This window comes from Bdellovibrio sp. CKG001 (assembly GCF_055397465.1).
Genome location: NZ_AP029173.1, coordinates 577,450 through 601,377 on the forward strand (window position 1 = coordinate 577,450; position 23,928 = coordinate 601,377).

A 23,928-nucleotide genomic window follows, 5' to 3' on the forward strand; every position below is an offset into this window, starting at 1 on the left:
CACATTGTTGCCGGCTTGATGTTCCTTTGTCGGAAATCAAAGGGACCTGAAATGGTGACAGGTCCCTGAGAGGTCATTACAGTTCGGTGAAGTCCTCAATGGCATCTTCGTCGCGGAAGTGGAATCTGAAGTCAGGACTGATAAAGATGCCGCTGGAAATGTAGCCCGGGGTGCAGTTGTCCTCTCCCACGTCAAAGGCCGCATGTTGAATGACCGCGCGGTAAGCTACAAGTTCACCAGATGCAGAATAGTATTGGCTCAATTCGACCACCTCAATATCAGCTTCGGAGTTCAGTATGTAGTCGCCCTCCAGAATGGTGTCATACCAGATATCAGCTTCTTCGCGTGCGGCTTTCATAAGACCCGCGAGCTGTTTTGGGTTGAGGTCTGCTGGAGCCACCTCCCTAAAAGTTCCGTTTTTGGCCTCGATCACAGAGTAAACTTTTTCAATGAATTGATCTTCACCACGGGAAGACGCCAGGGAAAGCAAAGGAAAAATAGTCAATAAAAGCACCAGCAAAGACTTCATAATTAAAACTCCATGTTTTGATGGGGCTTTTGTAGGTCTTTGAGGGCTATTTGTAAATTATATTAAAAGAAAGTATATATGCCTTTAATGCATAATGAATCGGGGCCTCTTCGCGGATCAGAGGCGCTGTAAGGCCCCTAAGGCCTTAGTATGCAAACCAGATGTCTTTGATCAGTCCGTCTTTGAAATCATAGATGGCAACGACGTGAGACCCGCTAGGCACGACGGATTCCTCATCAAGCACCTTGTTGTTCAGGACGATTCTGCTTTTCAGGGTGCAGTGCAAGTCAGGTGTGTTTTTGAACTTTTCATCATACAGTTTGCGGAAGGTCTCCATCCCTACGCAGAACGGGCTTTCCTGTCCCAGGCGGTAGGCGGTCACTTCGGGGTGGTAAAAAGAGCAAAACTTTTCGATGTCGCGATTGTTATAGGCATCCAGTTGCCCCTGTACCAGGGCGACTCTTTGTTCGGTGGTCATTGGCGTGGTTCCTCAATCTTAAGTGTTTGGTTTACGGCAGTCGGTCCCAGTGTTTGCACTTTTCCAGAAGGCCAGCGGATCTCCACTTTGGTGATCTCTTTGACGGGGCCCAGGCCGAAATGCAGGGTCGGATCGTTTTGCTGATTCATGGTCCCTGTCACACCATCTTGTTGGCGCAGGAAAACCCCGTTGCGATGGTAAACGCGAACCTGTGCCGTCACCGCCTGAGTGCCGGAACGGGTGCCTTTCAGTCGAACGCGCAGGAAGTTATTGTTGTCACCCAAGGTGTTTTGCAGAACCCGAAGTGCCGGAGTGGCGCCGTTGCGCAGTCGTCCTGACTGAACCAAGTCCATTTTTCCGTCGTTGTTCAGGTCAGCCCAGGCCGCCGCATAACTGTCAAAAACGCGAGTGCCTTGTTCTGCGCTGATGTCCCTGAACTTGAAGCCACCCATATTCTTGTACAGAAGAGAGTAAGAATAGGCCAGATCGTAAACCTGACTGATGTAAACATCCAACAGACCATCGTTGTCAAAATCAGCAGGCGTCGTTTGCGCCCACAGTTCGTCACCCTTATATTTGGAGAAATCACCAATGGGACGATAGGCAATACCGGAAGAAGGTCGAACGTCAATCAGGCGGTAGAAGGGCTTTCCGGTGTTACGATAAATTTTAGAATCGTCACACAGATAGCCGCGCTGATCAAAGACGCCCTTGCCATTGATACCCACGAACTTATGCACCAGATTGGAAACCCAAAGATCCAGATTTCCGTCATTGTCAAAGTCCGCCCAGATCGAGGAGATCGTGTGACCGTACTGTGGTCCATAGTAGGCCTTGCGGGACTGGTCGTAGAACTTTTTAGGGTCGTGATCCCCTTGAATGTTCATGGCCGTTGCTTGATCCATCAGGATCGCACTTCCCAGGTTGTACAGGTTGTTGGGGCGCAGGCGATAATTAGAAAAGTAAGCTTCGATGGAACCGTTGTTGTTGTAATCCGCCACGGCAATGCCACGAAGATAGTTTGGGTTCATCCGGAAAGCCACCGGGGTGCTGTCGATCAGGAACTTGCCTTTGACATTGGTGTACATCTTCTGGGGAAGAAGGGGATCGCCGAATTTGGGTTCGCTGAAGCCCGCCATAATATCAATCCACCCATCCTTGTTCACATCAACGATAGCCAGTGCATGGGCGTGCTCTGGCAAAGAAAAGCCCCACTGGCGTGAGGATTCAACGAACTGACCCTTGGAGACCTGCATGAAGATCTGTCCTTTGGTTGTCAGAATGTCGAGCAGGCCATTGTTGTCCAGATCCGCAAATAAAGGAGCCCCCTTCATGTCGCGAATGCCCACAAGATCTGTCACATCAGAGAAAAGAATGTTCATTTTGCTGCTGACATTTCTGAACAGACGTCCGCCAGCCAGCAAATCGACCCAGCCGTCGTTGTCGTAGTCACCAAAAGCCAGCGTTGTTGAATGGATCGCCGGCAGGCCCGAGGACGCCGTGATGTCCTGGAACTGCGAAGAGGTTGAACTGAACTCAGTCGAACTGACGGGAGCGGTGTTAAAGCCCCCCTCGGGATTAGAGATCCTGAAGCCAAGAATAAAGAACCCGACAACGAGAGCACCGGTAAATAATCGTTTCATTTTAACGTACCTTCTTTTCCAGATCTTGGATGGAGATCACAGACGATTGAGTTTTGAATTTTTTCGGTTCCAGACAGAAGCGGACGACCAGATCAGCGACATCTGCGGGCTGGCGCAGCTGATGATCCGTCTTCAGCTTTTTAAAGTTAGCCACTTCGGGGAAGTCCTTCTTTTTGAAGCTGCGAATGGTCTGCTGCATTTGTGTATCCAGCACACCGGGACTGAAGTGATAGATTCTGATTTTTTTGTTCTTAGAGTTTTGCAGATCCAAAGCCGTATTTTCGGTGAACATTTTCAGGCCGGCTTTGGAGGAACAATACATCGACCATCCTGAAATGGGCCGGAACGCGGCGCCGGAGCCGATGTTGAATATCGTCAAAGACTTTTTTTCTTCAGCAGCGAGCCGGGCGCAGACCTGGGACAGCAGAACAGGAGAAATCAGATTGGTCACCAGATGTGTGTTCATCTCAGACAGATCCAGATCGACCAAAGAGCCCACGGGATTGATCAACGCGGCATTGTTAATCAGATGGATATGTTTGAAAGAAGCCAGATCCAGATTCTCCAGCACGGCTTCGATCTTTTGGATCGTCCCCAGGCCGCGGCTGAAGTCAGCGGTAATATGTTTGAAATTGGGTGATTTGAATGAGGGACGGGAGCGGGACAGATTTACGACTTGGTGGCCCTGCTGCAGAGCTTTAAGACAAACCTGTTCCCCCAGCCCCTTAGAGCCGCCTGTAACGATAAATAAATCCATAATTAAAGTATGAATTTCAGCGTGTTATTCAGCAAGGCCGGGTCCAGAGGAAGGTCTAGGAATAGGAACAGTTCGTGGTCGTCTGAAGATTTTGGGCATAAAAAAAGCCAACTTATTCAGTTGGCTTTTTAGTGGTTCTTAAGCTTAGAGATTTGGTGCCCCGCGAGGGACTTGAACCCCCACGCTTGCGCACTAGATCCTAAGTCTAGCGTGTCTGCCAATTTCACCAGCGGGGCAACACATCTCTAGGCTTAAGGAAGCACTATTGATAGCTTACTTCAGAGTCAGATTGCAAGCGGAAATTTCAAAAAAACGTCCGCTTGGCCTCAACTCAGCTTATTTCTCGCTGATCAATTTTTTGTAGTCTGGAGCTCTCATAAGGTTTGCGAGCTCTTTTTCGGTATCCATTTCGATACGAACCAACCAGCCTTCATTCACTGGGTCGTCGTTCAAAACAGACGGGTCATCGCTAAGAGATGAGTTCACTTCGATAACCGTGCCGGAAACAGGGGCATAAAGGTCACTCACCGCTTTAACGGACTCAATAACGCCGAAAGTTTGGCCTTGAGTGATCTTTTGACCTTCTTCTGGAAGCTCCACGTAAACGACTTCGCCCAAGGAATCCTGAGCAAATTCAGTGATACCTACAGTAACGATGTTCTCATCAACCTGAGCCCATTCGTGTTCTTTAGTGTAATAATAGTCTTCAGGAATGTGATATCCCATGTCTGGCTCCTTATTTCGTTACAAACGGTGTTTTGCAAACCACGGCTTTCACTTTGCGACCGCGGATGTCCAGAAGGAACTCGGTTCCTTCTTTTGCGTAAGCTACATCGATAAAAGCAATACCGATAGGTTCATCCAGGGTCGGGGAGTGAGTACCACTAGTTACCCTGCCGATTTCTTTGTTGTCAAAAGAAAACAGGCTGTAGCCCTGACGAGGGATGCCCTTCTCAAGCATCTTAAATCCCACGAGATTTCGGCTTAAACCGGCTTCTTTTTTGCCCACAATCTGGGCTTTATTGAAGAAGTCCTTTTTGGCAGGTTTAATCACCCAGCTCAGGCCCGCCTCGTAGGGATTCGTCGTGTCATCAATTTCGTGGCCGTAAAGAGAGTACTTCATTTCGGTTCTTAGGGTGTCACGGGCCCCCAAGCCGATGCTCATCACGCCCAGGTCTTTGCCGGTTTCTAGCAAAGTCATCCACAGATCCACAGTTCCTGCGGCTTCGATAAAGACTTCGCAGCCTTTTTCGCCGGTGTAACCAGTTGTGGCGATCATGATCTTGTGATTTTTGAACTGGCCGGACTTCAAAGTGAAAGGTTTCATTTCACTGACTTTGATGTCGAATACACGGTCGCAAAGCTCCAGAGCTTTTGGACCTTGGATGGCGATCTGACCCCAGCGGTCGGATTCATCGGTGATATCCGCGCCTTTATTGTGTTTGGTCATCCAGGCAAAGTCTTTGTCTTTGTTGGAGGCATTCACGCAAACCAGGTAATCGGCATCCTTTTCCAGGCAATAAACGATAATATCGTCCACCAGGCCGCCCTGATCATTCGGCAGCAAAGAATATTGAGCCTCTCCGACATTCAGTTTTGCCACGTCGTTGGTCGTCAGCCATTCCAGGGTTTCCAGGGCTTTGGGGCCTTTAACGCGAATTTCCCCCATGTGGGAAACGTCAAACAGGCCTACGTTCGTGCGCACGTTGTTGTGCTCTTCACGCACACCCACGTACTGAACAGGCATATACCAACCGGCGAAATCGACCATGCGGCCGCCGAGCTTCTCGTGTGTTTCTGCTAATGGAGTCTTTTTCATGCGCATGAATATCCCTTTCCCCGTGACATTCAGTCAATGAGGATTCTATCTTGCGACCCGATGTTCAAACTCTCTCGCCGCATGCAGCTTATCTACGATCACCTTTTGCCCGGAAAGCCCGTCTGGGACTTCTGCTGCGACCACGGATATCTGGGGTTGAATGCCTATGAAAGCGGGCTTTTTTCCGAGGTTCATTTCGTGGATCAGGTGCCGCACATCGTAGAACAGCTGGAGGCTCGTTTTTTGGCAGAATATTTCCGCGAAGACGCTGTTACGCAGGCCGCTTTTCACTCTCGGCCCGGGGAGGATCTGCGGCAGTCTGTGTCAGGCACGGTGGTCATTACCGGAGTGGGGGCTCACACGATTCTAAAAATTGTGCAGACTTTGCGGGAAAAGGGACTTCTTAGCGCTGACAGACTGATATTGGGTCCACAAAGAGACGAACAGATGCTGTCTGATTTATTGCAAAAAACCCTGGCGAACGACTTCATGAGGGCCTCGGAAATGCTTTCCGTCGAAGAGCGCGGTCGAAATCGTAAGTTGTTGATATTCGATAAAATTCTGTAATGTTCGCGGGCCTTATGACGCGCCTCGAATAGCTAGATTAAATGTCTGTAAGACTGTGAACAAAATATTGATTATCAGGGGCCCTGCAAATAATTGTGTCCTCATGCAGGACGTAAATAAAAACTCAGATTTTAGACAGTTTCTTGAAGATGAATTGGCTCGCCGTAGCCAAAACTATCCCCGTTACTCTTTGCGTGCGTTTGCTCGTCATTTGGAAGTGGACTCGTCTTTCTTGTCCAAAATCCTGAACGGCAAACGTACTGTGACAATGAGAACCATCCGTATGTTCGGGGAGCGTTTGAACCTGACTCCGGATGAACTTCAGCGTTTCGGCGAAATCAGCCGTGAAAAGAAGATGAAACGCAAGTTGGAACGTCTTCTGGAGAAAATGCCAAGTGAAGAACGTGAACATTCCACGATCACAATCAATGTGGATGAAGCGCGTTTGGCTGAAGCTAAAGAAAAAATCAAAGGCTTCCGTCGTGAGCTGGCGCAATTCCTGGATGCTGGGGTTGTTCAAGGCAAGACTTATCAGATCTCTGTGTCCTTGATCCCTGTTTCTGGCTACGTGACTGAGTAGCTTCGGAATTCAAAAGTTAAATTCGACTAGGAACCGAGAGCCCAAAAGCTCTCGGTTTTTTATTTTCTGGGGAGCTGCTTCAGCTTGCGCGCCTGCCGGCGCTCCAGCACTGCCCCTGGCGGGAAGTTCTGCTCGGCCGGGCCGATTACTGTACATCGAAGATGGGATTGGGGACCATGAGGCGGGGGTAAGGTACGACATTGTTTAAGCGAGTGTCGTATTTAAAGACCAGATTTCCGACCGCGAACAGAGCCCAGGGGGCGATCACGGATCCGCGGAATTCTCCATAATAGCGGCTGTGCACGTTCTGCGCGTTGATGCGAATGTGATCAAAAACCGTTGAAACGCGGGTGGCATTGATCGTTGGAGCGCCCACTCGATCGGGTTGTTCACCCCAGTATCCTGACCACTGCCACGAGTGGGCAGCATAGTTCGACATCTGATAGCCGTTCCAGCGGCACATGTTTTCATAGGCCACGATGGGGTTGACCAAAGTGCCGGATTGGTTGATGACCTTGACGTCCAAGACATGATCATAACCCGTCACCGGCCCGGTCCAATCATCAAACAATTCTTTGGCCATGCCACACTTCCATGGATCGACACCAGGATCGCAAGCGGAATAGTTTCCATTGGAAATATAGTGAGCATCCAGATACTGGGCATGCTCAGGGCGCAGTGGACAGCGCATCCATTCCCAGGCTCCGGCATCATTGTTGGACTTGATGGTCAGAGCGCCTTCTGCGGCGTCGCGAAGACCTCCCGGATTGGCGGCGTTGACGATCTTCTGGGCGTCTTCAAAATTATTCAAACTTCGGCGGATAAAGCGGATGTCGTACAATCCGATACCCATATGGATATTGCGCGAACTTGTGATCTGTAAAGTCGGCGAAGCTGCGCCCCCCACGTACTGAATCGCGGTGCCGCGATTGGTTTCGATAAAGACATTACCTGCAACATAAATAGAACAGCCGACGTCATCGGTTTGGATGTCGGGATTATTCAAATACAAGGTTCCGCTGATGATAATACTTCCATGACAGATGATCGTGCCATTGTTGCGCACAAACGATCCATAACCGAAGTCATGAATTTGCAGACCGCTTAAACCCGGTTTGGAGTTCGGGCCTTTATAGACAAAAGCCGTTGTTCCGGCGCTTAAAGAACTGTCCAGCGCCAAGACCTCTGCATCGGAAGGGGCCCGGATCGTGATCGAGGACTTCAGTTGCAGTCCTCCTTGAACTTTCGGAGGAACCAGTTGAGGGGCCTTGGCCACTGGGGTGGGGTTTACTTGCATAAAACCATCGCCATCCATCAGGATGGTGCCCTGGCTGTCGGTGATGGGGCTGTACTGATTCCAGCTGTTTTGCAGGAAGTTTCGCAGGTTGAGCGGACCTGAGTTCGGATTACCGGAAGTTTGTTTGATAAAGTTTTTGTCGGTCACTGTGATGTTCGGCATATAGATTGAGCCCGTGACCAGAAAATCAATAACACTGTTGTCGTTGTGATAGATGTATGAACCAGCCAGGTTGGCCACACCCAAAATGTCCGAGGCATTGCCATAGTTGGCTTGAGAGACGCCGAAATCAGTGACGATATCGGCCTGAATGTTAGCGTGACACAAAATACATGAAAGCTGTTTGCTGACGGCCAGGGCTGGATACATGCTCATCACATAGTTGTCTACATGCAGGCTGAAAGTTTTTGAGTCCGTGCCGATCCCATCGCTGGCTGTGAAGGTGATCACAGTGCCATCACTAGAAGACGCGTGAGCCGTGCCCATCTGCACCGCCAACGTCCCCGTGGTGCCAGAGACTCCGCAATTGGCGATATCCACGTAATATGCATCGGCAGTGGAGCCTGCACAAGTCAAAGGCTGTGGGTCCGGGAAGGTTGCATTGCCGCCCGGGGACACGGTAAAGGCCAGATCAAAGATGGAATTTGCAAAGCACTTGTTACCACATTTTTCCAACGTGGTTCCGTTGGTGCCTGGCCAGACGGTGATCTGGACCGGCTCGTTAACGAAATTCACTGTCACGGCCACATCGGCAGTGACGGTGTGAGGTGCAGGCAGAACTTGATCGGCAAACTGCACTTTGATGTTGCAGGGGCCACCATGATAGTCGGCTCCGCTGTAGCGATTGAAGTAATGAGTCGTCGGGGCGTAGGTCAAAGCTCCCGTTGCGGCATCAATCGACACACTTCCGAAGTCTGAACATCGAGGGGCATCGGCTGTCGCCAGACTGTAAGTTCCAGCACCTTCCTCGTCTGAATCAACCAAAGCATCAGCAAAAAGTTCGGTGCTGGCACTGTTGCGATCCAGACTGATCGTCGCCGGTAAAGTCAGGCTGGGGATTGCCGTATCCAAAGTCAGATGGATGGTATTGCTCGCAGTCAGATTCCCTGCCTCGTCGCGGGCCCACAAGATGATGGTATGGGCGCCATCAGCACCAGAAAGTGTGAAATGATTAGTCCCGGCGGTGCAGGTCATCCATGCGGGATCGTCCAGGGCTGGCGGAGTCGAGCTGTCTTGAGTGAAAATCACCTGATAATAAGAATCAGGATTCTGGTTGTCATCTGCACAGGAGCCCAGATCCACAGCAACCGGATTGTCGGAAATAGTCCCGTGAACCAAGGAGATGGCAGGCGTGGACGGAGCTGTCTGATCCAAAGTGTAAGCCAACGGGTAAGGATAGCAGTAGGTGTTTCCTGCAGCATCTTCAGTCAGAAGGCTCCAGGCATAGGAGCCTTCCGCCGTCAGGGCTTGTCCCAGTTCGAAGGAATAATTTCCGCTGGTGGCATCTGCCGTGGTGTTTGCCAGAATATCACCACTGCAGGTGATGGAATTAAATAAAGTCACAATGGCCTTGGGCTCTGTTGTGCCGGCAACGGAGGGGCGAGCCACCGAGCTGACGGCACCAGGCAGAACAGTGGCGGTATCGATCGTGGGCAGAATGTCATCGAAGTGAATTTCAAAGATTTCAGAGGGCTCGGATTTCTCACCCCGGCTTCCAACGGCTATGCCGGCTGGCAATTGCATTCGGATCAGTCCCTGATGATCTGGAACTAACTCAATTATATACTCAGTTCCTGTGAGGCGGGTAATACCAGAGATCGTGGCATTCTGAGCTTGGAATTGATCAGCGTGCACAACATCCGGAGGTCGGTTGAACTGAATCCGGACTTTGACCGGGGACTTGTTGGTATAGTAGGCCGGGGACTCTGCGCCTTGCAGGGAAGCCTTGAGTTCGCCGTTGTGAACACTGGTCTTAATCGTGCAACCAGCAATCCAGGCACTGACGCAAATCCATACAATGAATTTTCCCATTACGTTCCATGTATTCAAAGTAAAACCCCGTTACAAATATATATCGGCTTGTTTATATTTATCTTTAAGGTCCATGTTATGACGTGCCAGTAATTTTCATGTTTCAAATTAGATCAATGGGGCCTCTATGACTGTGCTACAATGGATATACAGGCGAAGGAGCTGTTAATTATGCGTCTGCTTTGGATCACAATAATTGTTCTGGCAGTTTCCACAAAGGCTTTCGCTAAACAAGTCGTCGAGATGATATCGCCTTATGATACTCCTCCATTTATTGTGGATCAGAAGAAAGAAACGGGACTGGTGTTTGAGTTGGCATCTTTGCTGACGGCCCGATCCCTGGGGAAGGATGAATTTAAAGTGATGGTTCTGCCCCGGGCACGTCTGTTGAAAGTATTGGAAAAAAACGGGGTTGTGGTCGTTCCCTTGGTGGCACCGAAGTGGTTTGAAGACACGGATGAAAAGAAATTCTTTTGGACTTCGGCCATGATGGATGATGAAAACCTGGTCCTGTCTTCGCGTAAAAAACCAGTGGACTATCGTGGCATGGAATCCCTGAAGCATTTGAAGACCACTGTCGTCACAGGTCATAGCATGGAAACCGTCAGCAAGTTGCAGCACGCGGGGGAAGTGGATTCCCAGACGACAAACTCCTTAAGTAACGGCCTGCAAATGCTTGCCCGGGGACGCATTGATTTTGTGATCACCGGTCGTCTCGTGGCGGATTATCTGATTCAGGATTTGAAACTGGGTCAGGATATTTATATTTCCGACCGCTCGGTAGAGAAGTTTGAGCGGAAGTTTCTTTTATCCAGAGATGCGGATAAAAATCTGCAAAAGTGGCTGGAAGGTGAAATTCAGCGTTTGCGTCGATCCGGTGAATGGAAAAAGCTTCTGGGCAGCAAAAGCGACTTACAAGATGGTGATTTCCTGACTGACGCGAAGTTCGTTGGAAACTTTCTGTAGATTCTCTGGCAGTTCAATAAGAACACCACGAGGAATTTCCTGTTCCATCTTGTTCTTGTGCATCCAGGCCAAAAACTCGCGATCAGAACCACGACAGATCATCTGGCGATCCTTGCCTTTTTCCTTCAATCGATCGCCGACAACCCTAGCGGCTGCAATGGCCGTCGGGCGGGTTTTTCGCATCAGAAGATAGCTCATGGTTAAGGTCCGATTCTTCATCGGAAGTTCGGCTTCCAGATTCAGGAACCACTGCGGGGCTTTGAAATGCACTCGATCATGACACCAGTCGGTTTTGGATTGGGTCAGTAGCGGGCATGGCCCTTCATGGGTGCACGGGGCCCAGACATGATAACCTTTTTCCAGAAGCTTTTGGCGAAGTTGTAACAGTTTGCGACCGTCCTGCTGGGTGGAAGGTTCCACCAACATCAAGGCTTCGCACTGATAAGCCCAATCGGGCAGGTCACTGAGTTCGGTCAGGGAATACGAGAACAAAGCTAAAGTCTTATTCCCATCTTTCATGCGAGCGGAGCTGAAGGTGCGCTGCCAGTCCTGAGGTGGAAATTGAGGGAAGTGCTTTTCAATAATCTGCTGAGGTTCAGAGGCGCGCTCAATCAACTGATAGCTGAACTTATGACGTTCATTCAAAGTGATCGAAGCCGTTGCCAGTCCCGCGCCGAAATCAATCACCCGTTCAAGACCCTGGAAGAAGCTTCTTTTGTCGGCTTCTGCAAAAATCCCATTCAGACGCGTGGAATTCAGCGGCAGATAGTAGCAAAGATAGGCCACCTGAGCCCAGGATTCATTCCAGGGTGTTGGACTGTCGGGCTTGGTGATAAAGTAATCAGAAAGAGCCAGCACACATTTTGCCAAGGCCTTGGAGTCCTTCAGCGACAGTTTGTAAGTCGCCAGGGCACGGTCAATGGATTCTTCAAATGAAGCGGGAAAACTGAATTCTCTTTGCATGCCGGTATTCTAAAGCGAGGACAGGGTGTGAAGCAATTGTTCCACTGTGATTTTCTCCATACAGTGAAATTCTTCACAGCGGGTGCCATCGCAGTGACTGCCGTCCGGGTTCAGTGTCGGGGCTTCAAAAATATGAACATGAGGCCCGCGGGCTGCCCAACGAACAGGCTTTTGCACCCGCACATGCGGATAGATACCCAAAACCACCGCACCCAAAGACGCTGCCATGTGAGCGACACCCGTGCTGGGCACAACCACGGCCTTGGAGTTTTTAAGTACGGTGAACAATTCTGAGGCCTTTAGAAGGCTCTGCAGGCAAATCACGTTGGGGTCATTTTTGAAAGTGGCTTTGATATCGGTCAGCCACTTTTCATCCGCCGCCGTGCCTGTCAGAACAACTTGGGTGCGGGGGCTGACTTGTTTGATGAACTCGATGTAGTTGGCAATTGGCCAGTTCAGCGCTGACCCGGCCATACCTGGATGAACCACGACATAGCCATTGGCAGTCAGTTGATGTTTTGCCAGGAGGTCAGGATTTGTCGGGCCTTGAAGTTTTAAGACAGGGGCCGTGTCCGCACTGGTGTTGTTCAATGCATGCTTAAGAACATCCAGGTTGTATTCGGCTTCGTGTTTCACCGCCAGACTGCGGCGCTGGCGCAGGCCCTTATTCAGGAACAAAAAGCTGTGCCACTGCGAGCGCACACCGGCACGAACCGGCACACCTTCCGCCCAAAGGGCATAGCTGACCCACCAGGGGGCTTGGAAGCTCACGGCCACGTCGGGTTTGTATTCTTTCAGAAAAGCGCGAAGTTTTTGTAGGGACTCTTTAGAGTCTTCTTTGGAAAGCTCGATGTACTTCCGGCGGGGATCGGCGTGGTCGGGGACAAACCCCAATCCTTTGGCGATAACCCACTGCTGATCCCAGTCATTTAAAAAAGAAACCTGATCTACACACATGGTGCAGATCAGGTCGCCGATTTTGTCTAAACGGATCAGAAGAACACGCTTCATTCGTTACGTGTACTCTTCAATGCTTGGGCAGGAACAAACCAGGTTGCGATCGCCGTAGGCGTTGTCCACTCGGCCCACGACCGGCCAGAACTTGTTCGCGCGCAGCCATTCAACCGGGTAAACCGCTTCTTCACGAGAATACGGATGATTCCATTCCGGCTTCAGCAGCATCTGTGCTGTGTGCGGGGCATTTTTAAGAGCGTTGTTTTCCTTGTCCATCTTTCCGGATTCAATAGCGCTGATTTCCTTGCGGATGGTCACCATGGAATCAATGAAGCGATCCAGTTCTTTTTTGGATTCGGATTCAGTCGGTTCGATCATCAGGGTGCCCGCCACCGGGAAGCTCATGGTCGGAGCATGGAAGCCGAAGTCCATCAGACGTTTTGCAACGTCTGTCACGTCGATGCCGGATGTTTTCTTGATCTCACGCACATCCACGATACATTCGTGCGCCACCAGGCCATTTTTACCTTTGTAAAGAACAGGGTAGTGCGGCTCCAGTTTTTTCGCGATGTAGTTTGCGCTCAGGATGCTGACCAAAGTGGCTTTGCGCAGACCTTCCGCGCCCATCATCGTGATGTAAGCCCACGAGATCGGCAGAATGCTGGCGCTACCCCAAGGAGCAGACGTCACCGCAGAAATACCCTCTTTCGGACCGGCTTCAGGAACCATGGAATGTTTTGGCAGGAACGGAGCCAAGTGTGCTGCCACACCGATTGGACCCACACCCGGACCGCCACCCCCGTGAGGGATGGAGAAGGTTTTGTGCAAATTCATGTGAGAAACGTCCGGACCAAACACGCCAGGTCGGCACATACCAACCAAAGCATTCATGTTGGCGCCATCCATATAAACCTGACCACCGTTGTCGTGGATGATTTTGCAGATTTCCACGATGCCTTCTTCAAACACACCGTGTGTGGAAGGATAAGTGATCATCAATGCTGCCAGATTGTCTTTGTGTTGTTCAGCCTTCAGTTTCAGGTCTGCCACGTCGACGTTACCCTGGTCATCACAGGCCACCACCACAACCTGCATGTTCACCAAAGCCGCAGAGGCCGGATTGGTTCCGTGTGCGGAGGATGGGATCAAGCAGATGTTACGGTGCCCCTGACCACGGGACTGGTGGTATTTACGGATCACCAAAAGTCCGGCGTATTCGCCTTGAGAGCCGGCATTTGGTTGCAAGCTCACAGCCGCAAAGCCGGTGATGTCACAAAGTTTTTTCTCAAGGTCATGGATCATCTCGATCAGACCGGTCGCTTGCGCTGTTGGAGCGAACGGGTGCAGCTTGCTGATTTCCGGCCAGGAAACAGGAACCAGTTCCGTTGTTGCATTGAGCTTCATCGTGCAGGAGCCCAGTGGGATCATGGAATGAGTCAGGGTCAGATCCTTGTTCTGCAGATGGTGGATGTAACGAAGGATCTCAGTCTCACTGTGGTGAGAATTAAACACGGAATGAGTCATGTACGCCGTGGAGCGAGTCAACGCCGTTGGCATCGTCACATCACCAAGCGCTTCATCGATGGACAAGGCGGTGAAACCGGCCATGTTGCCAAGGTTGAACGCCGCCCAAATCATTTCCACATCTTCCAAAGAAGTTGTTTCGTTCAAGGAAATGCCCAGCTTGTTGTCGCCGAAGTTGCGGAAGTTCATCTGCATCTTTTCAGCTTGTGCGATGATGGCCGCTGCTTTGTCGGTCGTCACAGTCAGAGTGTCAAAGAAGGCGCCGTCAGCCACGTTATGGCCCAGCTTTTTCAAACCTTCTGCCAGAATCGCGGTCAGGCGCTGCACACGCAACGCGATTTTCTTAAGCCCTTGTGGACCATGATAAACAGCGTACATGGAAGCCATGTTCGCCAGAAGCACCTGCGCTGTACAGATATTGGATGTCGCTTTTTCGCGGCGGATGTGCTGTTCGCGAGTTTGCAAAGCCAGACGCAATGCAGGTTTGCCTTGAGAATCCACGCTGACCCCCACCAGGCGGCCTGGCATCAAGCGTTTGTAAGCATCTTTCGTCGCCAAGTAACCAGCGTGAGGACCACCGAAGCCCATCGGCACACCAAAGCGTTGAGAGTTACCAACCACCATGTCAGCGCCCCATTCCCCCGGAGGTGTCAACAGGGTCATTGCCAACAGGTCCGTGGAAGCCGTAACCAAGGCGCCATGATCTTTGTATTTTTTGGCAATGGCAGAGTAGTCTTCCACTTTTCCATGGGTGTTCGGATACTGGAAGAACACACCGAAGACAGGTTTGGCGAAATCATATTTCGCCGGGTCTGCGATGATCATCTCAAAGCCCAGAGGCTCGGCACGTGTGCCCAGAACTTCAATCACATGCGGGTGCATGTCCGGGGAAACCACGAAGGCATTTGCTTTGTTTTTGCAAAGGGAATGGGCCATGAACATGGCTTCCGCAGCGGCAGTCCCTTCATCCAGCAAAGAAGCATTGGCGATTTCCATGCCATTTAGATCCGCGATCATGGTTTGGAAGTTCAACAGAGCTTCCAAGCGGCCTTGGGAAATTTCCGGCTGATAAGGGGTGTAGGCGGTGTACCACACTGGGTTTTCAAAGATGTTTCTTTGAATCACAGTCGGGGTGATGGTGTCGTGGTAACCCATGCCGATGTAGCTTTTGAAAACTTTGTTCTTGGAAACCATCTGCTTCAGATGATTCAAAAGCGCGTATTCGGAAATACCAGAACCCACGTCTTCGTATTTGTGAGTTGTGCGGATTTGCGAAGGAATAACTTTGTCAGCCATTTGGTCCAAAGAGTTGAAGCCCAGAGTCTTCAACATCTCGTGAATGTCGGAATCTGTTGGACCAATATGACGGGGAATAAATTCGTTCTTGGAAGAAAGATCTGCAATTTTCATGAGCACCTCTAAAATAGACGCCCCGAGACTAGCACACCCCCGGCCACTTCGTCAGATAACATTTTTGCTGCGTGGCCGCGTCGTTGAAGTGTGGGGAAGAAGTGCTAATGCAAGGCGAAATGAGTCTATTTTAGGCCATTTTCGCAGAGCTTGCCCGGATTTTTTGCCCACGCATGAAGATCAGCGTGGCAATCAGGCAAAAGCCGAGGCCGCCCAGACTGACGGCAGGCCATTGACCCCAGCTCCAAAGAGCTGAGCCGATATAAGATCCGAGGCTTCCTCCGACAAAGTAGAAGAAGATATAGATCGTATTCAGTCGGGAATGGGCTTCCGGGGCAAAGTTGAAAATCCGGGATTGGTTTGAGATATGGGCCACCTGAATGCCCAGATCCAAAAGCAGAACGCCCAGGACAATTCCAATCACCACTTGAGAGGAAAGGGCCAACAAACCAAAGGCGGCCATCGCACTGTAAAGTCCCATGCGAATGGTGGCTGCAGCCCCTTTTTTGTCGGCATAGCGCCCGGCCAGAGGGGCGGCCAAAGCTCCGATCATCCCCAGCGCACCGAACAAGCCGATAGTTTTTGGGTCAAAGTTAAAAGGAGCCGCTTCCAGCAGGAAGGTCAAAGTTGTCCAGAAGGCCGAGAAGGTTCCAAACAAAATAGCACCCATGACAGCAGCTTCGCGGATGGTGGGAAGTTCTCTGAATAAGCGGGCGGTGGATGCCATCAGTTCTTTGTAAGTTCCCTTGAACGTCGGCTGGGAGCGCGGCAGGACAAACTGACTGACGACGGAAAGAATCAGACTGACAGAACCGGCAAAAATGAAAACGGTCTTCCAGCCAAAGTACTGGGCAATAAACCCCGCCAGAGTGCGCGCCATCAAAGAGCCGATCAGAATGCCGGAAAGAACGATACCGACGACTTTCCCACGCTCTTCAGGTTTGGCCAGATTTGCTGCGAAGGGGATCAGAATGGATTGGGACACGTTGAAGAAACCCATCGCGCAACTGATCGCACAGAACACGCCCAGGGAAGGACTGAAAGGCAATGTCACCGCCAACAGACCTGCAGCCGTCATACCGCCTTGAATCAGTTTGCGGCGCTCGATCATGTCACCCATCGGCACCAGGAACAAGATGCCCAAGGCATAGCCAATCAAAGTGAAGGCCGGAACCAAAGCCACCTTGGCTTCGGTCACACCATATTCGCGCGCCAGAATTCCTAGCAGGGGTTGGTTGTAGTAAAGGTTGCCCACGACCAGAATGCAGGTCAGGGTCATAAAGAAAACTTGTGAACGCGAAAGGCCTTTTCCCATAGGCTCCTATAGGTAATTCATTTGAATGTCAGATTCAATGAATAGATGGGAATTGAGTCAGGGCTGGGACAGTATTGAGTCGCACTCTGATATGAGCTGTTTTACAGACTTGCCTTTGTGGCAGGCGCGGCGCAGATCGCGAATAAGCTTCATTTTGCCGCCGTCCTCTTTGAGTCGTTCGACGTGATTCGCGAAGCTGTAGAAATCAGAAATAATTATGCCTTGAATTTCAGCTGTGATCAGAAGCTTGTCCGTGGTGCTGGCGCCATCGGGTTTTTCCTGCTGAGCTTTCAGACGATCTATCTTTGCCATGATCTTCTGTGCTGGAGCGATCAGGTGATAGATGCGACCAATATTGTCAGTAAGCAGGCGGAACTCGGGGTCTTGAATGGCGCGAGTCCCTTCAGTGCGTAAATACCTTTCAAGATAGGCCACGCCGTCTGCTTTCAGTTGTTCTTTGTCCATGGCGCTGGCGTCGCACAGTGACGGACACAAGGGGGGCATGGAGAGCTTATCCAGTTTTCCTAGCAGACGAGACATCTGCGCGCTGGTTTCCAAGAAAGAGCGGCTGGTGTTAAAGGCGCTGCGGAAGTTTTCTTTGGAGGATTCGGGAATGAGATCGTCGGCGGTGGACGTCTTAGAAGTTTTTATCTCGGGTGTCAGCGAGGCTTTGGCAACCGGGTAAGGTTTTTTCTGGGTCAGGGGGGCTGAAGGGTTCTGTGTCAGATAATCGACGGCATAGTAGGTAATAGCCCCAAGGCCCACGAAGGCACAGGTCAACAGACCCAGCACAAAGAAGGCAAAGTATTTAAGAGAGCTACGCAGAAATCTCATAGGGTGATAATTAACAAAAAGGCTACCGTCTGTCAGCTTCTATTGATCCCGCTCGCTGGGCTCACCGCCCACAGTCTCGTCCGGGGTTGGCAAGGCCTTCAAATTACGGCGGTTGGCTTCGGCCGTGACCGACCGAGCAGAATTCTTATACAGATATCCGAACAGACCTCGGGCTTGGCGAACAATGTTGGCGTCCTTCACAATCACGATTTGCTCATTATTATTTTCGGCGTTTTCACTGGGATTGAAAGAGGTACCCAGAACCGCCAAAGAGTCCTCAGGGAAAATGAAAACCTTGTGATGAATTTTCGATGTGGTCTTGACAGCACTGCCATCCTCCAAACGGAAATGACGTTCGCCATAAATCGCCGGAGCGGTTCTGATTTTATTCTGCAAGTCGGTGACTCCCGCAGCACCCAGGGCCTGCAGGATCGGGGCTTCACCGTCGGTCAGATACTTGCCGGAAGGCAGATCTTTTTTCAGACCGGACAGCAACAGGAAGGCGCTCCACTCCCGCAGGGCAAACGGAGTGTCACCCACAGAGCGGAAATCAAAATGACCTTTTTTCTGCATGTCGCGGGTGGCGCGTTCCAACAAAGCATTCTGAATCTGCTTTGAAGAAAATGCGAAGTGCACTGCCTCAATGGAGCCTTTGGTATTTTGAATCAAGGGAACATAAATGCTTTTGTTCACGTCCCCTTCGCCGCCATTCGGGGAGAAGGACAGAATGATGTAGGGCGCCTCTTCATCGGCTTTAAGTTTTTCGCCAAAAATTTTGTAACTGCCACTGATCGGGTACTGGCTTTGACCACGGATTTTGTATTCCAGGGTTTTTTTCAGTTCGGCCTTAGTCGCCTGAGCCGGCAAAGAACCCAGAATCAGCAAGGCGTGATTGGCATTGGGGATAGAGTACTCGGTGCGTTTTTCTTTGGGAAGATCCACGAGATCGCCTTCCGGTCCGATACAGCTTTGCGTGAAATTTCCGGACAGGAACAGGACGGCCGCCTTGGGGCCGAAGGGATCGCGCAGAATGATTTTTTGGTGGTTCAACCCGACCGAACGAACGGCCACAGTTTTAAAGGTGTCACTTTCCAAGGTCGCCAGATCATCAAAGATGGCTTTGACTTCAGGGCGGACGTTGATGGTTCCGGCATCAATACCGCCGGTGACCTTCACTCCTTTTTTGAGATGCTGGTTTTTCAAAGCCTCCGCAATGACTTTCAGGTCAAAATCAAAAACGTTGTACCAGATTTCCTGCTCTGCCCCGCGAATAAAGTCGACCACCACTTTGCGCAGATCCTCCCCGGGCAGAACACGGCTTTTTGGATCTGTTGCATCTTTCAGACGAGGATGGTTGACGAACAGGCGCATGGAGCGAAACCCGGGGGCTCCACCGGGAAGATCCATCGTCAGGGGGTGAGACGGACTTTCATAGGCGGCCAATTGAGCCGCAAAGGCCGGTGTCTGTACGACGGCTTTCAGTTGAACTTTGATTTCACTCAAAGCCTGTGCATAGGACTCCGGGGATTCTGCCTGGGATTCCTTCAGGCGGTGGACGGTCTGTTCAAGAATACGGATGTATTCGGGGTTCCTTTTCAGCAGGAAGACAAGCTGACTCTGTGTCAGCGGCTTTTTCTGCTGCAGGACAGATTCATTCAGGGCCTTGTACAGGTCCTTTTGGGTCATGGCTTTGAAGGTGACATCGAAGATGCGAGCATAGTCATAAGAGTCCGCCCAGGCCGGGGTGACCAGAAGCTGAAGGACGAACAAACTAAAGAATAATAACTTCTTAACCATTCTCTGAAAGACAGCAAGGACCCTGCCTTTTTGAGGATGGCTTATATTTGAAATGGCAGTGCAAGGGGGGTGGGGGTGAGCCCAAAACTGTCACCCTTGCCGGGAAAGGACCTTAAATCGCCAGACGGCAGGAGGCTTCCATAAGGATCTCGCGGCTCCAAAGAGTCCACTTGATTTCGTCGTCCTCGGTTCTTAGAACACCGTCCGCATAGGTGCGAGAGACGTTGGTTTCATAGATTTCGATATAGAACTTAGACGACCCCAGGTTGCGCACGCTGGCCTGGTAGCTTCCATAATTTCCAAAGGTCACGTTTTTACCTTCAATCGTTGACACCTTCGTGTCTACGATCACGTCGTTGTTAACCTTCAGATTGCAGAATAAATCCTGGGCTTGCGCCGCAGCTCCAGACAGCAAAACGGTCAAAGAAAGTAATAGGTGTTTCATAATAATTTCCCCCTCGAAAAACGTTCAAACATATTTATGCTCTCAGGGCGAAAGAAGAGCTGTCCACAGGTTATCGTGGAACAAGACTTGGGGCTCGACCTCTTTCTGTGTCTTGCGCCAGTATATACAGAAAGATCATTGGTCAAAACCCCTTGGCAACAGAGCCGACAGCAAGTGCGTTGGGTCTTGTGGGGAAGCGAGTGAAGGTGCCTGGATCTGAAAATAAAAAAAGGGAAGGTTTTGGCCTTCCCTTTTTAAAGTTATGAAAAGTCAGAAGACTATTTTTTCTTCGCGACTTTCTTGGTGGTTTTGCGAGCCACAGCTTTTTTAGCAGTCGCTTTCTTTGTCGTGGCAGCTTTTGCTTTAGGAGCTGCTTTTTTGGAAGAAGCTTTTTTCGTCGTTTGTTTTTTGAACAAAGTTTTTTCAAGCTTCGTTTTTTGAACGATGGCTTTTTTCTTGTAAGCCTGAATGTTCTTTTCCAGGTCATCAGCAGACTTTTTGATTTTGGAAATAGTGCTGTTCACTTCTTTTTCCAATTTTGCTTCAGAAACAGAAAGAGCTTTTACGATCTCCTGGTATTTCTTCCAGGCAAGTTCGATCTTGTCTTCTTTTTCCTGGTCAAAACGGCCTTTTAGTTCCGCTTCTTTCTTTTTGATTTCGTCGCTTAGCTTTTGGAAGCTTTCAAGAAGGTTTTGGATGTTTTTGTTACCAGAAAGATTCTCAAGAATTTTTTGGAAAGCTGCAGATGCCACAACGGTCTCCTTTGTTTACATTCCCAACATACACTGCGCCCGGGGGATTTCCTAGTCCCTCAAGCCTATTTTGACGTAAAATTAATTGTTTCCAACCAGACCTCACGGTGGGCCGAGAACTGGCCCGGGAACTTCTCAAGTCCCTTTTCACGCAATCCCATTGCGTATTCAGTCATGTAAGTCTTCATCGCGTCTTCGTCTTTTAGTGTGTAGACGATCTTAACGTCTTTGCTGGAGGCTTCCATGCTGCCGCCTTTTCTCAAGCAAAGTTCGGCCTTTATGAAGCCAGGTAGAGCAAGTACTTCATTGATGTGTTCGTTTTTGAGCCACTCAACGTACTCAGTGTAAACTTCGTGTCTGACAGAGATATGAACAATATAAGTAACCATGTCGCCCCTTAAAGAGTGAATTTAAAGTCCTTGATTAGCATGCCCGGAATTTTTTTGCCACCTAAAGCGCGGCTCTCATAAGTGGAAACCTGAGGGTCAATGTCCTGGAAGTCGGTCACAGCCAGAAGGTTCGCACCTAAACAATCAAAAAGAGACTCGTCAAATCGCAGATCCGCGATCGGAGCCACGATTTCCCCGTTTTCCACCCAGAAGCAGGCATAGCGGGTCATTCCTGTAATACGGGCGTTCAGACGATCCGACCAGTTCAGATAGTGCAGGTTCGATAGATACAGACCGGTGCCCAGTTCTTTCAGGATCTCGTTCTTTTTCAGTGTGCCAGGAAGGATCTCCATCGCCCGTGGACCTTCACCAGTGTCACCGGCGTTGCTGGTGACACCATATTCTTTGGCTGAACGGCTGCTGATCAGGAAGCTTTGCAGTTGTCCTTCTTTGATTAGATCCAGTTTCTCCGGCGCCAGTTCCCCCAAAGAGTTGTACTGATGAGTCAGCCCCATGGCGAAGTTTTCACGCAAGCTGAACAAAGGTGAAAGGGTGCGCTCCTTGTCAGCCAGACGTTGCAGGGCGCTGGCCCCTTGTTTGTAGGCATTAAAACTCAAGGCTCCCCAGGCAAACATTGTGGACAGTTCCGCCACAGCCCCCGGAGCCAGATACGTGCGGTAAGCTCCCGGCTGCAGAACTTTTTTAGGACGATCCATCAGACTGAGCTGGTTTTTGGCTTGTGCCAGATTTTCCTCAAAGGCCTTCTGGTCCCAGTTGGTTCCGGCATAGATGGACTTCACGGCCTTTTCACCCAAGTAAAGGGAATAGTCCACGAAGAAGTTCTCTGTCGCGAACCAGTGACTTTGGCCTTGAGAGTTTTTATTGGCAGAAATGATCGGTCCTGCACAATAAAGCCCCGCAAGGTCGGTTCCTGCTGCCGGCGTGGTGATGGCTTTGACCACGTCTTCGTCGGTCAATAGCGCGCCTTTGAAAGTGCTGTCGCTGGTGCCGTTGTTGGTGATGGGAACCTGATACGGATCTTCAGGCAGAAGATCACATTCCTGACGGGCTTGTTCCAACCAGAAGTCCGCGCGTTTTTTGTCTTCATCCGCTTCACCAGTGATGGAAAAAGTGATGTTGGCGGTTTTTTTATTCTTTTGCAGTTGCAGACTTAAAGAGCGCTGCTCGACGTGGGTGTTCTGACGGACTTTGTTGCCGTTGAAACGAACGAACAGGGATTCTTCGGCATGAAGATTCACCAAAGCCTGCTCATTGGATTTTAGATTTCCCAGAAGATGGTCCGCCACGGCGTTGAAGGCAAGTTTTGTTTTTTCAGTAAAATTCATGGGCGACTCCTCTAGGCTCCGAAGACTTCAACGTTAGAGAACAGGCAATAAGGATTGGTGTGACCCACGCGAATGACCTGATTTGGTTCACCTTTTCCGCAGAACGGAGATCCAAAGGTCTCACGCACTTCGCTGACGGCTTTCAGGCTGTTCCAGAACTTCACAGTCGTGCCGCGATAGTTTGGGTTTTTCACAGTCTTGGTCAGCTGACCGTTTTCGATCAACTTCCCGTATTCGCAGCCGAACTGGAATTTGTTGCGATAGTCATCAATGGACCAGGATTTGTTAGCTTGCATGAACACGCCACGTTCAACGGAAGCAATCATGTCTTCCAGCTTGGAAGTGCCGGGCTCCAGATTGATATTCGCCATGCGATCAATCGGCGCACGATTCCAAGAAGATGAGCGGAAGTTGGCAACACCCGGCAGGTTCAGACGGGATTGGGATTCAAGCCCTCCCAGGCCGCGGACTAGCAAACCATCGTGAATCAAAAACTCTTTGGTTGCTTTGTGACCGGAATCATCAAAGGCGTAAGAAGCCATGGCATCGGACACCGTCGGATCGAAAGTCACGTTCATCAGCTTGGAACCGTATTGAAGTTTTCCGAAGTCTTCAGGCTTTACGAAGCTCCAGCCGGCATAGTTTCTTTCATCGCCCAGGATACGATCGTATTCCAGTGGGTGCCCGATGGATTCATGCACCTGCAAAGTCATCTGGTCTGGTGCCAGCAGCAAGTCCATGGACGTATCCGGGCAGTTTTCAGCAGAAAGCAGTTCGACAGCTTCATCGGCCAGCTTCTTGGAGCGGTCGATAATAGAAGCGCGATCAAAGACCTCCGCACCGATTTGCAGACAGCGGGCCAGACCGCCACTGTCGGAGCGGGTTTGCATTTCACCCCCGGCTCCAGCCGTGGCCGAGAAGTCCGTGCTGACAATGGAAAAACGCTGTTCAAAGTCTGAACCACTGGAAGTCACAGTGTGGAAGTGGGTTTCTACAATCATGGCCGTAGCTGAACGACTGACGATCTTGTCAGACACCTTCATGGCACGAGTGGCATCAACGAAGATGTCAGAAATTTCCTTGGCCGAGAAGGAATCCAGAGGTTTTACCACCGGAGAGCTGTATTTGCCTTCAGCCATCGGGCGGTGTTCGGCACTGAAAGAATGAACCTTGTGCAAGGCGGCTGCTTTGGCGATGGAAACGGCCTTGTGCAAAGCGCGCTTGATACCGTTTTCACTGAGGTCACTGGTGCCAGCAAAGCCGAAGTGTCCGTCCACAAGAACCTCGACCATGATCCCTTGATCGAACGAGATGTGATTGCGATCGGGTTTTTCATCGCGCACGGTGCGGAAGGTGGTTTTTTCAGTCACGTGACGCAAACTGATCCAGTCGGCCGCCCCTTTCAGGGAGTTCATGGTTCTTTCAAGGTGAAGCATCCACAGTCCTTTTTTGAATAGTTAAATGGAATTAAGCACTTCCATAGCGGAAGAGGGGGCAAAAAACAACCTTTCAAGGCGCGGAATGAAAAGTCT

The 23,928-nt window shown here is 50.5% G+C and carries 21 protein-coding genes and 1 tRNA gene; 3 read left to right on the forward strand and 19 right to left on the reverse strand.

What is annotated here, in order from left to right; genetic code table 11:
* Positions 1-76: 76 nt before the first annotated feature.
* From ACZ50P_RS02870 to gcvT, 7 genes are all read right to left on the reverse strand, one after another.
* Entirely contained in the window at positions 77-529 is a 453-nt protein-coding gene (locus ACZ50P_RS02870) for a hypothetical protein (protein WP_464133287.1), read from the reverse strand.
* Between the two features lie 145 nt (positions 530-674).
* The gene (locus ACZ50P_RS02875) at positions 675-1,007 is read right to left on the reverse strand and encodes a nuclear transport factor 2 family protein (protein ID WP_464133289.1); all 333 of its coding nucleotides are present in this window, start codon (positions 1,005-1,007) and stop codon (positions 675-677) included.
* Positions 1,004-2,650, reverse strand: coding sequence for a CRTAC1 family protein (locus tag ACZ50P_RS02880; RefSeq protein ID WP_464133291.1), 1,647 nt, complete (start codon positions 2,648-2,650; stop codon positions 1,004-1,006). Before ACZ50P_RS02880 ends, ACZ50P_RS02875 begins: the two co-directional genes overlap by 4 nt.
* Before the next feature lies 1 nt (position 2,651).
* Positions 2,652-3,407, reverse strand: coding sequence for an SDR family NAD(P)-dependent oxidoreductase (locus ACZ50P_RS02885; RefSeq protein ID WP_464133292.1), 756 nt, complete (start codon positions 3,405-3,407; stop codon positions 2,652-2,654).
* A gap of 153 nt (positions 3,408-3,560) precedes the next feature.
* Positions 3,561-3,643, reverse strand: a tRNA-Leu gene (locus ACZ50P_RS02890).
* Between the two features lie 100 nt (positions 3,644-3,743).
* Positions 3,744-4,133: a glycine cleavage system protein GcvH gene (gene gcvH, locus ACZ50P_RS02895; RefSeq protein WP_464120104.1), complete on the reverse strand. Its 390-nt coding sequence runs from the start codon at positions 4,131-4,133 to the stop codon at positions 3,744-3,746.
* A 10-nt stretch (positions 4,134-4,143) separates the two neighbouring features.
* On the reverse strand, positions 4,144-5,232 hold the full coding sequence (gene gcvT / locus ACZ50P_RS02900; protein ID WP_464133295.1) for a glycine cleavage system aminomethyltransferase GcvT: 1,089 nt from the start codon (positions 5,230-5,232) through the stop codon (positions 4,144-4,146).
* Positions 5,233-5,286: 54 nt separating this feature from the next.
* Here gcvT and ACZ50P_RS02905 point away from each other — a divergent pair, with 54 nt between their 5' ends.
* Together ACZ50P_RS02905 and ACZ50P_RS02910 are read left to right on the forward strand one after the other, a co-directional pair.
* Positions 5,287-5,793, forward strand: a complete 507-nt coding sequence (locus tag ACZ50P_RS02905) for an SAM-dependent methyltransferase (protein WP_464133297.1) — start codon at positions 5,287-5,289, stop codon at positions 5,791-5,793.
* Between the two features lie 154 nt (positions 5,794-5,947).
* Positions 5,948-6,373 carry a DUF4423 domain-containing protein gene (locus tag ACZ50P_RS02910; RefSeq protein ID WP_464120107.1) on the forward strand — a complete coding sequence of 142 codons (426 nt, stop codon included), beginning with the start codon at positions 5,948-5,950 and terminating at the stop codon, positions 6,371-6,373.
* A gap of 145 nt (positions 6,374-6,518) precedes the next feature.
* Here ACZ50P_RS02910 and ACZ50P_RS02915 read toward each other — a convergent pair whose 3' ends face one another.
* Positions 6,519-9,701 (reverse strand): Ig-like domain-containing protein, encoded by a 3,183-nt coding sequence (locus ACZ50P_RS02915; protein WP_464133300.1) that lies wholly within the window; start codon positions 9,699-9,701, stop codon positions 6,519-6,521.
* A 171-nt stretch (positions 9,702-9,872) separates the two neighbouring features.
* Between ACZ50P_RS02915 and ACZ50P_RS02920 the strand changes: the two genes are divergently transcribed.
* The gene (locus tag ACZ50P_RS02920) at positions 9,873-10,667 is read left to right on the forward strand and encodes a substrate-binding periplasmic protein (RefSeq protein ID WP_464133302.1); all 795 of its coding nucleotides are present in this window, start codon (positions 9,873-9,875) and stop codon (positions 10,665-10,667) included.
* Here the strand turns inward: ACZ50P_RS02920 and ACZ50P_RS02925 are convergent.
* The 11 genes from ACZ50P_RS02925 to ACZ50P_RS02975 all read right to left on the reverse strand — a co-directional run bounded on the left by ACZ50P_RS02925 (position 10,614) and on the right by ACZ50P_RS02975 (position 23,811).
* Positions 10,614-11,630 (reverse strand): small ribosomal subunit Rsm22 family protein, encoded by a 1,017-nt coding sequence (locus ACZ50P_RS02925; RefSeq protein WP_464133304.1) that lies wholly within the window; start codon positions 11,628-11,630, stop codon positions 10,614-10,616. The genes ACZ50P_RS02920 and ACZ50P_RS02925 overlap by 54 nt on opposite strands.
* A 9-nt stretch (positions 11,631-11,639) precedes the next feature.
* Positions 11,640-12,641 (reverse strand): glycosyltransferase family 9 protein, encoded by a 1,002-nt coding sequence (locus ACZ50P_RS02930; protein WP_464133305.1) that lies wholly within the window; start codon positions 12,639-12,641, stop codon positions 11,640-11,642.
* Between the two features lie 3 nt (positions 12,642-12,644).
* The gene (gene gcvP / locus ACZ50P_RS02935) at positions 12,645-15,518 is read right to left on the reverse strand and encodes an aminomethyl-transferring glycine dehydrogenase (protein WP_464133307.1); all 2,874 of its coding nucleotides are present in this window, start codon (positions 15,516-15,518) and stop codon (positions 12,645-12,647) included.
* Between the two features lie 130 nt (positions 15,519-15,648).
* Positions 15,649-16,833, reverse strand: a complete 1,185-nt coding sequence (locus ACZ50P_RS02940; RefSeq protein ID WP_464133310.1) for an MFS transporter — start codon at positions 16,831-16,833, stop codon at positions 15,649-15,651.
* Between the two features lie 57 nt (positions 16,834-16,890).
* A complete protein-coding gene (locus ACZ50P_RS02945) occupies positions 16,891-17,667 on the reverse strand; it encodes a hypothetical protein (RefSeq protein WP_464133311.1) in 777 nt (258 codons plus the stop codon).
* Positions 17,668-17,706: 39 nt separating this feature from the next.
* On the reverse strand, positions 17,707-19,464 hold the full coding sequence (locus tag ACZ50P_RS02950) for a phospholipase D-like domain-containing protein (RefSeq protein WP_464133314.1): 1,758 nt from the start codon (positions 19,462-19,464) through the stop codon (positions 17,707-17,709).
* Positions 19,465-19,576: 112 nt separating this feature from the next.
* Complete coding sequence (locus ACZ50P_RS02955; RefSeq protein ID WP_464120116.1) at positions 19,577-19,909, reverse strand: hypothetical protein; 333 nt, start codon at positions 19,907-19,909, stop codon at positions 19,577-19,579.
* Positions 19,910-20,187: 278 nt separating this feature from the next.
* A complete protein-coding gene (locus ACZ50P_RS02960; protein ID WP_464120117.1) occupies positions 20,188-20,661 on the reverse strand; it encodes an actin-binding protein in 474 nt (157 codons plus the stop codon).
* 65 nt (positions 20,662-20,726) lie between these two features.
* Positions 20,727-21,050, reverse strand: coding sequence for a DUF4286 family protein (locus tag ACZ50P_RS02965; protein WP_464120118.1), 324 nt, complete (start codon positions 21,048-21,050; stop codon positions 20,727-20,729).
* Positions 21,051-21,058: 8 nt separating this feature from the next.
* Complete coding sequence (locus ACZ50P_RS02970) at positions 21,059-22,396, reverse strand: TldD/PmbA family protein (protein WP_464133316.1); 1,338 nt, start codon at positions 22,394-22,396, stop codon at positions 21,059-21,061.
* 11 nt (positions 22,397-22,407) lie between these two features.
* Positions 22,408-23,811 carry a TldD/PmbA family protein gene (locus tag ACZ50P_RS02975; RefSeq protein ID WP_464120120.1) on the reverse strand — a complete coding sequence of 468 codons (1,404 nt, stop codon included), beginning with the start codon at positions 23,809-23,811 and terminating at the stop codon, positions 22,408-22,410.
* Positions 23,812-23,928: the final 117 nt, after the last annotated feature.

Coding starts and splice junctions, on each gene's coding strand:
- gcvT (WP_464133295.1), bottom strand. CDS start 5,232: ATGCGCATGAAAAAGACTCCATTAGCAGAAACACACGAGAAGCTCGGC.
- ACZ50P_RS02930 (WP_464133305.1), bottom strand. CDS start 12,641: ATGAAGCGTGTTCTTCTGATCCGTTTAGACAAAATCGGCGACCTGATC.
- ACZ50P_RS02955 (WP_464120116.1), bottom strand. CDS start 19,909: ATGAAACACCTATTACTTTCTTTGACCGTTTTGCTGTCTGGAGCTGCG.
- ACZ50P_RS02970 (WP_464133316.1), bottom strand. CDS start 22,396: ATGAATTTTACTGAAAAAACAAAACTTGCCTTCAACGCCGTGGCGGAC.
- ACZ50P_RS02940 (WP_464133310.1), bottom strand. CDS start 16,833: ATGGGAAAAGGCCTTTCGCGTTCACAAGTTTTCTTTATGACCCTGACC.
- ACZ50P_RS02870 (WP_464133287.1), bottom strand. CDS start 529: ATGAAGTCTTTGCTGGTGCTTTTATTGACTATTTTTCCTTTGCTTTCC.
- ACZ50P_RS02880 (WP_464133291.1), bottom strand. CDS start 2,650: ATGAAACGATTATTTACCGGTGCTCTCGTTGTCGGGTTCTTTATTCTT.
- gcvH (WP_464120104.1), bottom strand. CDS start 4,133: ATGGGATATCACATTCCTGAAGACTATTATTACACTAAAGAACACGAA.
- ACZ50P_RS02915 (WP_464133300.1), bottom strand. CDS start 9,701: ATGGGAAAATTCATTGTATGGATTTGCGTCAGTGCCTGGATTGCTGGT.
- ACZ50P_RS02975 (WP_464120120.1), bottom strand. CDS start 23,811: ATGAACTCCCTGAAAGGGGCGGCCGACTGGATCAGTTTGCGTCACGTG.
- ACZ50P_RS02945 (WP_464133311.1), bottom strand. CDS start 17,667: ATGAGATTTCTGCGTAGCTCTCTTAAATACTTTGCCTTCTTTGTGCTG.
- ACZ50P_RS02950 (WP_464133314.1), bottom strand. CDS start 19,464: ATGGTTAAGAAGTTATTATTCTTTAGTTTGTTCGTCCTTCAGCTTCTG.
- ACZ50P_RS02905 (WP_464133297.1), top strand. CDS start 5,287: ATGTTCAAACTCTCTCGCCGCATGCAGCTTATCTACGATCACCTTTTG.
- gcvP (WP_464133307.1), bottom strand. CDS start 15,518: ATGAAAATTGCAGATCTTTCTTCCAAGAACGAATTTATTCCCCGTCAT.
- ACZ50P_RS02875 (WP_464133289.1), bottom strand. CDS start 1,007: ATGACCACCGAACAAAGAGTCGCCCTGGTACAGGGGCAACTGGATGCC.
- ACZ50P_RS02965 (WP_464120118.1), bottom strand. CDS start 21,050: ATGGTTACTTATATTGTTCATATCTCTGTCAGACACGAAGTTTACACT.
- ACZ50P_RS02885 (WP_464133292.1), bottom strand. CDS start 3,407: ATGGATTTATTTATCGTTACAGGCGGCTCTAAGGGGCTGGGGGAACAG.
- ACZ50P_RS02925 (WP_464133304.1), bottom strand. CDS start 11,630: ATGCAAAGAGAATTCAGTTTTCCCGCTTCATTTGAAGAATCCATTGAC.
- ACZ50P_RS02920 (WP_464133302.1), top strand. CDS start 9,873: ATGCGTCTGCTTTGGATCACAATAATTGTTCTGGCAGTTTCCACAAAG.